Genomic DNA, 7995 nt, shown 5'->3' with positions numbered 1-7995 from the left:
AGGCCGGAAGCGTCACCCACGTCCACCCCTCCTCCCCCAACGCCTGTGCCCCTCAGGCCGGTTCTGCGACACTGTGCCGGCTGAGACGGGAAGGCCGAGGGGGAGTGGACTGTTGGACGCAATGCTGCTGTTGGGGCTGGTGGCCGGTGCGCTCGTCCTGGCGGAACTCGCCTGGGCGGTACGGATCGTGCCCGAGGGATCGGTGGTCGTCGTCGAGCGCCACGGACGTCACACCCGTCTGCTGCGCCCGGGACTCAACGTGATTTTTCCGCCCTTCGACCGGATCCGGAACCGGATCGATCTGCGGGAGCAGGTCGTCCCGTTCCCGCCGCAGCCGGTGATCACCCGGGACAACCTCGTCGTCAACATCGACACGGTCATCTACTACCAGGTGACCGACGCCCGGGCCGCGACCTACGAGGTCGCCAGCTACATCCAGGCGATCGAACAGCTCATCGTGACCACCCTGCGCAACATCGTCGGCGGCATGGACCTGGACCGGACCCTCGCCTCCCGGCACGAGATCAACGCCGCGCTGCGCGGCGTTCTCGACGAGGTCACCGGCAAGTGGGGCATCCGCGTCAACCGCGTCGAGCTCAAGGCGATCGAGCCGTCGACCTCCATCCAGGACTCGATGGAGAAGCAGATGCGCGCCGACCGCGACAAGCGCGCCGCCATCCTCACGGCGGAGGGCATCCGGCACTCCCAGATCCTCGCCGCCGAGGCCGAGAAGCAGTCGGCGATCCTGCGGGCGCAGGCCGAGGTCGAGGTGGCGCGGATCCACCGGCAGGCCGAGGCCGACGACGCGCAGCCGCCGCGCCCGGGGCTCCCGTCGCAGGCGCTTGCCTCGCTGCGTCCGTACGCCCCTCTGGCGGCCCCGTTCGCCCACGAGCCCCTGCGCGAGGACGACCCCCGGCAGGTCGGCCGGTACCGGCTGACGGCCCGTCTGGGCGAGGGCGGCATGGGCACCGTCTACCTGGGCATGTCCCCCGGGGCCCGGCAGGTCGCCGTGAAGGTCGTGCGGGAGGAGCTCGTCAGCGATCCGTCCTTCCGCCGCCGCTTCGCCCGGGAGGTCGACGCCGCCCGCAGGGTGAGCGGCTTCCACACCGCGCCGGTCGTCGACGCGGGGCCCGAGGACACCAGGCCGTGGCTCGTCACCGAGTACATCCCCGGCCCGTCCCTCCACGAGGTGCTGGGGATCCACGGTCCGCTGTCCGCGCCCACGCTCCGGGCCCTGGCTCTCGGCGTCGCCGAGGCCCTGGAGGCCATCCACGCCTGCGGCATCGTCCACCGGGACCTCAAGCCCGGCAACATCCTCGTCTCGGCCGCCGGCCCCCGCGTGATCGACTTCGGCATCGCGCGCGGCGCGGAGGCGACCGCGCTGACGGAGTCCGACGTCGTCGTGGGCACGCGCGGGTTCCTCGCCCCCGAGCAGCTGACCGGCGCACCGCTGAGCTCCGCCGTCGACATGTACGCCTTCGGCATGGTGCTGTGCCACGCCGGCGGCGCGGCGCGTCACGCCGAGGGGACGTCCCTGGCCGGTGCGGCGCGGCTGCTGCCCGCGGATCTCGCCTCCGTGGCGACCGCCTGCCTCGACCACGATCCCGCGGGTCGCCCGTCGCCCACCGAGGTCCTCCGGAGCATCGGCGGCGCCGACACCGGGACCCCGTCGGACTGGCTGCCGCCCGCCCTGCGGACGCTGGTCGACCTGCACCAGGCCGCGACGGTGACGGCCGCGCCGCCGGCGTGACCCGGAGTGCCCCCGGGTGACACCGGCGGTGCGGCCGTCGTCGGTCTCGTACGCGGGCGCCTGAGCGGCCCTGTGCGGCCTACTCCTCCGGCCGCGCCAGGCCCCGGCTGATGACCAGCCGCTGGATCTGGTTGGTGCCCTCGAAGATCTGCATGATCTTCGCCTCGCGCATGAAGCGCTCCACCGGGAAGTCGCGGGTGTAGCCGTAGCCGCCGAGGACCTGGACCGCGTCCGTGGTGACCTTCATGGCCGTGTCGGTGGCGATGAGCTTGGCCGCGCTGGCCTGGCGGCTGAAGGGGCGGCCGAGGTCGCGGCGGCGGGCCGCGTCCAGGTAGGTGGCGCGGGCCGCGTCGACCGCCGCGGCCATGTCGGCGAGCAGGAAGCCGAGGCCCTGGTGGTCGACGATCCGGCGGCCGAAGGTGGTGCGCTCGTTGGCGTAGTCGACGGCGGCGTCCAGCGCGGCCTGGGCCAGGCCCGTCGCGCAGGCGGCGATGCCGAGGCGGCCGCTGTCGAGGGCACTGAAGGCGATCTGGAGGCCCTGGCCCTCGTCGCCGATGCGCCGGTCGGCTTCGAGGAGGGCGCCGTCCCAGTACGCGGAGGTGGTCGGGACCGCCTGGAGCCCCATCTTGCGCTCGGGCAGGCCGAAGCTCAGCCCTTCGGCGGCGCCGGGGGCCAGGAAGCACGAGATGCCGCGGCTGCCGGGCGCGGTGCGGGCGAAGAGGGCGTAGAAGTCGGCCTTGCCGCCGTGGGTGATCCAGGCCTTGGTGCCGGTCACGCGGTAGCCGCTGCCGTCGTCCTGGAGCTCGGCCTTGCAGGAGAGGGCGGCCGCGTCCGAGCCGGCCTGCGGTTCGGAGAGGCTGTAGCCGCCGATGGAGCGGCCCTCCAGCATCGCGGGCAGCCAGCGCTCCTTCTGCTCGGCGGTGCCGAAGGTGTGGAGGGGGTGGCAGGCCAGCGTGTGGACGCTGGTGGCGACGGCGACGGCCGCCCAGCGGGCGGCGAGCTCCTCCAGGACCTGGAGGTAGACCTCGTACGGCTGGCCTCCGCCGCCGTACTCCTCGGGGTAGGCGAGGCCGAGGAGCCCGGCCTGGCCGAGGGTGGTGAAGAGACCTTCGGGATAGGTCTCGGCGGCCTCGTGCTCGTTCACCCGGGGAGAGAGCTCCTTGTCGGCGATCTCCCGGGTGAGGGCGATGAGGTCCGCCGCTTCGGGGGTGGGAAGCAGGCGGTCGACATCCATGGCGACTCCAGCGGCGCGCAAAGTGGTACTGGGGCAGGTACTGCAGTACCGCTTAGCGTAGCGCAGGCGGGTCTGCACGTAACCCCCTCGCCGGACCCCTCACCGCACCCTCCGCCGACCCCGCCACCGACTCTCCTCACCAGGGCTCAAGGCCCCGGCGAGGGTCGGCCTGGAATACTGGCCGAGTGATCGAGACCACCTCCGCCGACGCCCCGAAGCTGACGGGCCGCGGGGCGGCGCGCCGCTCCGCCCTCTTCGAGGAGCTCGTCGCGCTGCTCGTCGGCGAGGGCTTCGCCCGCCTGACCCTCGACGACCTGGCCGCCCGTCTGCGCTGTTCGAAGCGCACGCTGTATGGCCTGGCCGGCAGCAAGGAGCAGCTCGTCCGGGCAGCGGTCGTGCACTTCTTCCGACGGGCCACGGCCCGGGTCGAGGCGGTCCTCGCCGCCGCGACCGACCCCGCCGAGCGGCTGGCGGCCTATCTGCGCGCCGTCTCGGCCGAGCTGGCACCGGTCTCGCCGCAGTTCTTCGACGACGTCGCCGCCTTCGAGCCGGCGGCCGAGGTCTACGAGCGCAACACGCGCGCGGCGGCCGGCCGGGTCCAGCAGCTCATCGAGGAGGGCGTGCGCGCGGGTGTCTTCCGCGAAGTGCACGTGACCTTCGCGGCGGACGTGATCTCCTCGGTGATGGTCCGCATCCAGCGACGCCAGGTGGCCGCGGCCACCGGTCTGGCCGACGCGGAGGCGTACGAGCAGCTGGCGGAGCTGCTGCTCAGCGGCCTGCGAAGGACCTGAGGCGCGAGGACGGTATGTTTCGGCTTCGGCCGGACTACTTCATCAGGGGGCCCAGTGACCACGCGGAACGGCCGCACGGTACGTGACCTGCGGCGCGAGAACCGCACCGCCGTTCTTCACCGTCTGTACTTCGACGGGCCGATGAGCCGCTTCTCGCTGGGGCCGGCGACCGGACTGAGCTCGGGCTCGGTCAGCAACGTGGTCGCCGAACTCGTCGCGGAGGGGCTCGTGGAGGAGGCCGGCAGCGTCGACTCGGCCGGCGGGCGGCCCCGCATCCTCCTGCGGGTCACTCCCGGCAGCGGCTGCATGATCGGCGTCGACGTCGGCGAAACCCGGGTCAGGGTCGAGCTGTTCGACCTCACGCTCACCGAACTGGCCCGCGCGGAACGCCCGTTGGCGGTCGAGAGCGCCCAGCCGCACGAGCGGTACGAGGTCGGGCTCGTCGTCGGTCTCGTCCGCGACGCCGTCGCGGAGGTGCTGCGGACGGCGGAGGTACCCCCCGAGCGGCTCCTCGGCGTCGGGGTCGGCGTCCCCGGCATCGTGGCCCGTACCGCCGAGGACGGCGCCGTCGTGCACGGGCAGACCATCGGCTGGGACGCCGTCCCGCTGGAGCGGCTGCTGCGCGAGGCCGTGGAGCTGCCGGCCTCGGTCCCGTACCGGATCGACAACGGCGCCAAGACGCTCGGCCAGGCGGAGATGTGGTTCGGGGCCGGGCGGGGGGCGCGGAGCGCCGTGGTCACGCTCTTCGGCTCGGGCGTCGGCGCCTGTGTCGTCACGGACCCGCTGGGTCCCGGCCGGGCGCTCGAATGGGGTCACCTGACGGTACGGGTCCGGGGGCGCCGCTGCCGCTGCGGTTCCCGGGGCTGCCTGGAGGCGTACGCGGGCGCGGGCGCGCTCGTCGACCGGTGGCGGGAGGCGGGCGGGGCCGTCCCGGCCGGGGCGGACGAGGAGACGGCGCTGACGGCGATGCTGGCGGCCGCCTACCCCGCCGACGCGGGGCGGACGCCCGACGCGGCGGCGGTGGGCGTCCTGGAGGAGACGGCCGAGTACCTGGGCGCCGGCTTCGCCGATCTGATCAATCTCTTCCAGCCCGAGCGGATCCTCGTCGGCGGCTGGGCGGGCCTCCAGCTGGGCGCCCGCTTCCTGGAGACGGTCAAGGGCCACGCGATGGAGTACGCGCTCGCGTACCCGGCGGCGCGGGTCGACATCGCGATGGGGACGCTCGGCCCCGACGCGGTGACGGTCGGCGCGGCAATCCTGCCGCTCGCGGACTTCTTCGCCCGGGGCGGGCGGCGCGCCGAACCGGACCCCACCGAGGAGGAGCCGGCCTGGGCCCCGACCGTACGGGGGCGGGAGGCGCGCTGACCGCGCCCCGGCGCGCAACCGTCGGGACCGGACAGGCGCCTTCATGGCCTGTCCGGAAAGTCCCTAGGCGACGGACCCTATGCGGCCGTCCGGCGCCCGGGGGCCGTCGTGGTGGATCGGGGTGTGGGCGCCGGTGAGGGAGACGCCGGTGCCGCCGCGGCGGTTGGCGACGATCTCCGCGCCGATGGACAGGGCGGTCTCCTCCGGCGTACGGGCGCCGAGGTCGAGGCCTATCGGGGAGCGCAGCCTGGTGAGTTCGAGCTCGGTGACGCCGACCTCGCGCAGGCGCTTGTTGCGGTCCTCGTGGGTGCGGCGGGAGCCCATCGCGCCGATGTAGGCGACGGGAAGCTTCAGGGCGGCCTTGATGAGCGGCACGTCGAACTTGGCGTCGTGGGTGAGGACGCACAGCACGGTACGGCCGTCGACCTCCGTCGACTCCAGGTAGCGGTGGGGCCACTCGACGACGATCTCGTCTGCGTCGGGGAAGCGGGCCGGCGTCGCGAAGACGGGCCGCGCGTCGCAGACGGTGACGTGGTAGCCGAGGAACTTGCCGACGCGCACGAGGGCGGCGGCGAAGTCGATGGCACCGAAGACGATCATGCGGGGGGCGGGTACGGAGGACTCGACCAGGAGGGTCAGCGGCTGTCCGCAGCGGCTGCCGTCCTCGCCGATCTCCACGGTGCCGGTGCGGCCCGCGTCGAGCATCGCGCGGGCCTCGCCCGCCGCGGTGCGGTCCAGTTCGGGGTGGCCCCCGAGCTTTCCCTCGTACGAGCCGTCGGGGTAGACCAGGAGGGCCTTGCCCATCAGGTCGTCGGGGCCCGAGACGATCCGGGCCACGGCCGCCGCCTCCCCCGTGGCCGCGGCCGCGAGAGCGGCGGGGAAGACCCCGCCGCTCACCGGGGTGACGAGGATGTCGATGATGCCGCCGCAGGTCAGGCCGACCGCGAAGGCGTCCTCGTCGCTGTAGCCGAAGCGCTCGACGACGGTCCTGCCGTCTTCGAGGGCCTGCTGACACAGCTCGTAGACCGCGCCCTCCACACACCCTCCGGAGACCGAGCCGATCGCCGTGCCTTCGCTGTCGACGGCGAGGGCGGCTCCGGGCTGCCGGGGCGCGCTGCCGCCGACGGCCACCACGGTGGCGACGGCGAACGCGCGTCCCTGCTCGACCCACCGGTGAAGCTCTTCGGCGATGTCCAGCATTTCGGTCTCCTTGGGTGTGTGCGGAGGGCGACGGTACGACGTCAGCTGACGCCCAGCCAGCTCTCGATCGGGTGAAGCGCGAAGAACACGATGAAGATCGCGGTCAGGCACCACATGAACGCGCCGACCTCGCGGGCCTTCCCCTGCGCCACCTTGATGACGGTGTAGGCGATGACGCCGGCGGCGACACCCGGGGTGATGCTGTAGGTGAACGGCATCAGCACGACAGTCAGGAAGACCGGGATGGCGACGGAGCTGTCGCCCCAGTTCACGTGCTTGGCGTTCATCATCATCATCGCGCCGATGACGACCAGGGCGGCGGAGCCGACCTCGCGGGGCACGATCTGGGTGAGCGGCGTGAAGAAGAGGCAGGCCGCGAAGAACAGGCCGGTGATGACGGAGGAGAAGCCGGTACGGGCACCCTCGCCGACGCCGGTGGCGGACTCCACGAACACGGTCTGGCCGGAGGCGCCGGAGACGCCGCCGATCGCGCCGCCCGCGCCGTCGATGAACAGCGCCTTGGACAGGCCCGGCATGCGGCCCTTGTCGTCGGCCAGGTTGGCCTCGGTGCCGACGCCGATGATGGTGGCCATGGCGTCGAAGAAGCCGGCGAGGACCAGGGTGAAGACGATCACGCCGACCGTGATGTAGCCGACGTCGCCCCAGCCGCCGAAGTCGACGTCGCCGAAGAGCGAGAAGTCGGGAGCCGAGACCGCGCTGCCCTTGAGCTCCGGCGCGCCGTTGGCCCAGGCGCCCGGACCCTTGGCCGGGACGTCGGCGACCGCGTTGACGATCAGCGAGATCACGGTGCCGGCGACGATGCCGATGAGGATCGCGCCCGGGATCTTGCGGGCCTGGAGGGCGAAGATCGCGAGGAGGGTGACCGCGAAGATCAGGACGGGCCAGCCGACGAGTTCACCGCCGGATCCCATGGTGATGGGCGGGCCGAACTGCGGGCCGGCGCCGACGAAGCCGGCCTTGTTGAAGCCGATCAGCGCGATGAAGAGGCCGATGCCGATGGTGATGCCGTGCTTGAGCGCGAGGGGGATCGCGTTCATGATCATCTCGCGGAGACCGGTGACCACCAGAAGGCAGATCACCAGACCGTAGACGACGCACATGGCCATGGCCTGGGGCCAGGTCATCTGGGGCACGACCTGGGTGGCGAGCACACCGGAGACACTGAGACCGGCCGCGAGGACCAGCGGGACCTTGCCGATGAAGCCCATCAGCAGGGTGGTCACCGCCGCCGCGAGGGCGGTCGCCGTGATGACGGCGGAGGACCCGAGGACGTTCTTCTCGACGTCCGGGCCTCCGAGGAGGATCGGGTTGAGCAGGAGAATGTACGCCATCGCCATGAAGGTGGTGACGCCGCCGCGGATCTCCGTCGCGACGGTGGATCCTCTCTCCGAGATGTGAAAGTACCGGTCGAGCCAAGAGCGGCCGGCGGGGACGTTGGAGCCGGAGCCCGCGTCCTCCGAAGCGGTCTTGGGCTCCACAGACGACTGGGTCATGGGGCCTACTCCCAAGGTTCAAAGGGGCACCCGCATCAGACTTCGAAGGGATTCTGATCTGGTTGAAGCTGCGGGATTTGGGATGCTGCGTGGGCTGCACGACCCGGGGGACGGCCCGAGGCGAACGGGATGAATCGGTCC

6 protein-coding genes and 1 pseudogene are annotated in these 7995 nt (G+C 72.4%); 4 read left to right on the top strand and 3 right to left on the bottom strand.

Annotation, left to right across the window (positions count from 1 at the left end; all coding sequences use genetic code 11):
* Positions 1 to 205: 205 nt before the first annotated feature.
* Positions 206 to 799 (top strand): annotated as a pseudogene (locus SGA01_RS41840) (SPFH domain-containing protein); the annotation flags it as partial.
* Positions 779 to 1750, top strand: a complete 972-nt coding sequence (locus SGA01_RS41835) for a serine/threonine-protein kinase (protein ID WP_371866014.1) — start codon at positions 779 to 781, stop codon at positions 1748 to 1750. The pseudogene SGA01_RS41840 and the gene SGA01_RS41835, both read left to right, overlap by 21 nt.
* 79 nt (positions 1751 to 1829) lie before the next feature.
* On the opposite strand, the gene SGA01_RS09725 is transcribed toward SGA01_RS41835, so the two are convergent.
* On the bottom strand, positions 1830 to 2984 hold the full coding sequence (locus SGA01_RS09725; protein WP_141295321.1) for an acyl-CoA dehydrogenase family protein: 1155 nt from the start codon (positions 2982 to 2984) through the stop codon (positions 1830 to 1832).
* A 185-nt stretch (positions 2985 to 3169) separates the two neighbouring features.
* Here SGA01_RS09725 and SGA01_RS09720 point away from each other — a divergent pair, with 185 nt between their 5' ends.
* Positions 3170 to 3775, top strand: coding sequence for a TetR/AcrR family transcriptional regulator (locus SGA01_RS09720; RefSeq protein ID WP_079037360.1), 606 nt, complete (start codon positions 3170 to 3172; stop codon positions 3773 to 3775).
* A 54-nt stretch (positions 3776 to 3829) separates the two neighbouring features.
* On the top strand, positions 3830 to 5140 hold the full coding sequence (locus tag SGA01_RS09715) for an ROK family transcriptional regulator (RefSeq protein ID WP_141295318.1): 1311 nt from the start codon (positions 3830 to 3832) through the stop codon (positions 5138 to 5140).
* A 63-nt stretch (positions 5141 to 5203) separates the two neighbouring features.
* Here SGA01_RS09715 and SGA01_RS09710 read toward each other — a convergent pair whose 3' ends face one another.
* Complete coding sequence (locus SGA01_RS09710; protein WP_055640753.1) at positions 5204 to 6340, bottom strand: XdhC family protein; 1137 nt, start codon at positions 6338 to 6340, stop codon at positions 5204 to 5206.
* Positions 6341 to 6381: 41 nt separating this feature from the next.
* Positions 6382 to 7854: an NCS2 family permease gene (locus SGA01_RS09705; protein ID WP_141295315.1), complete on the bottom strand. Its 1473-nt coding sequence runs from the start codon at positions 7852 to 7854 to the stop codon at positions 6382 to 6384.
* Positions 7855 to 7995: the final 141 nt, after the last annotated feature.

It is taken from the genome of Streptomyces gardneri, assembly GCF_006539185.1.
Lineage (GTDB): Bacteria > Actinomycetota > Actinomycetes > Streptomycetales > Streptomycetaceae > Streptomyces > Streptomyces gardneri.
Note: the sequence above shows the minus strand (reverse complement) of the source record. Positions and strands in the feature narration are given on the sequence as shown.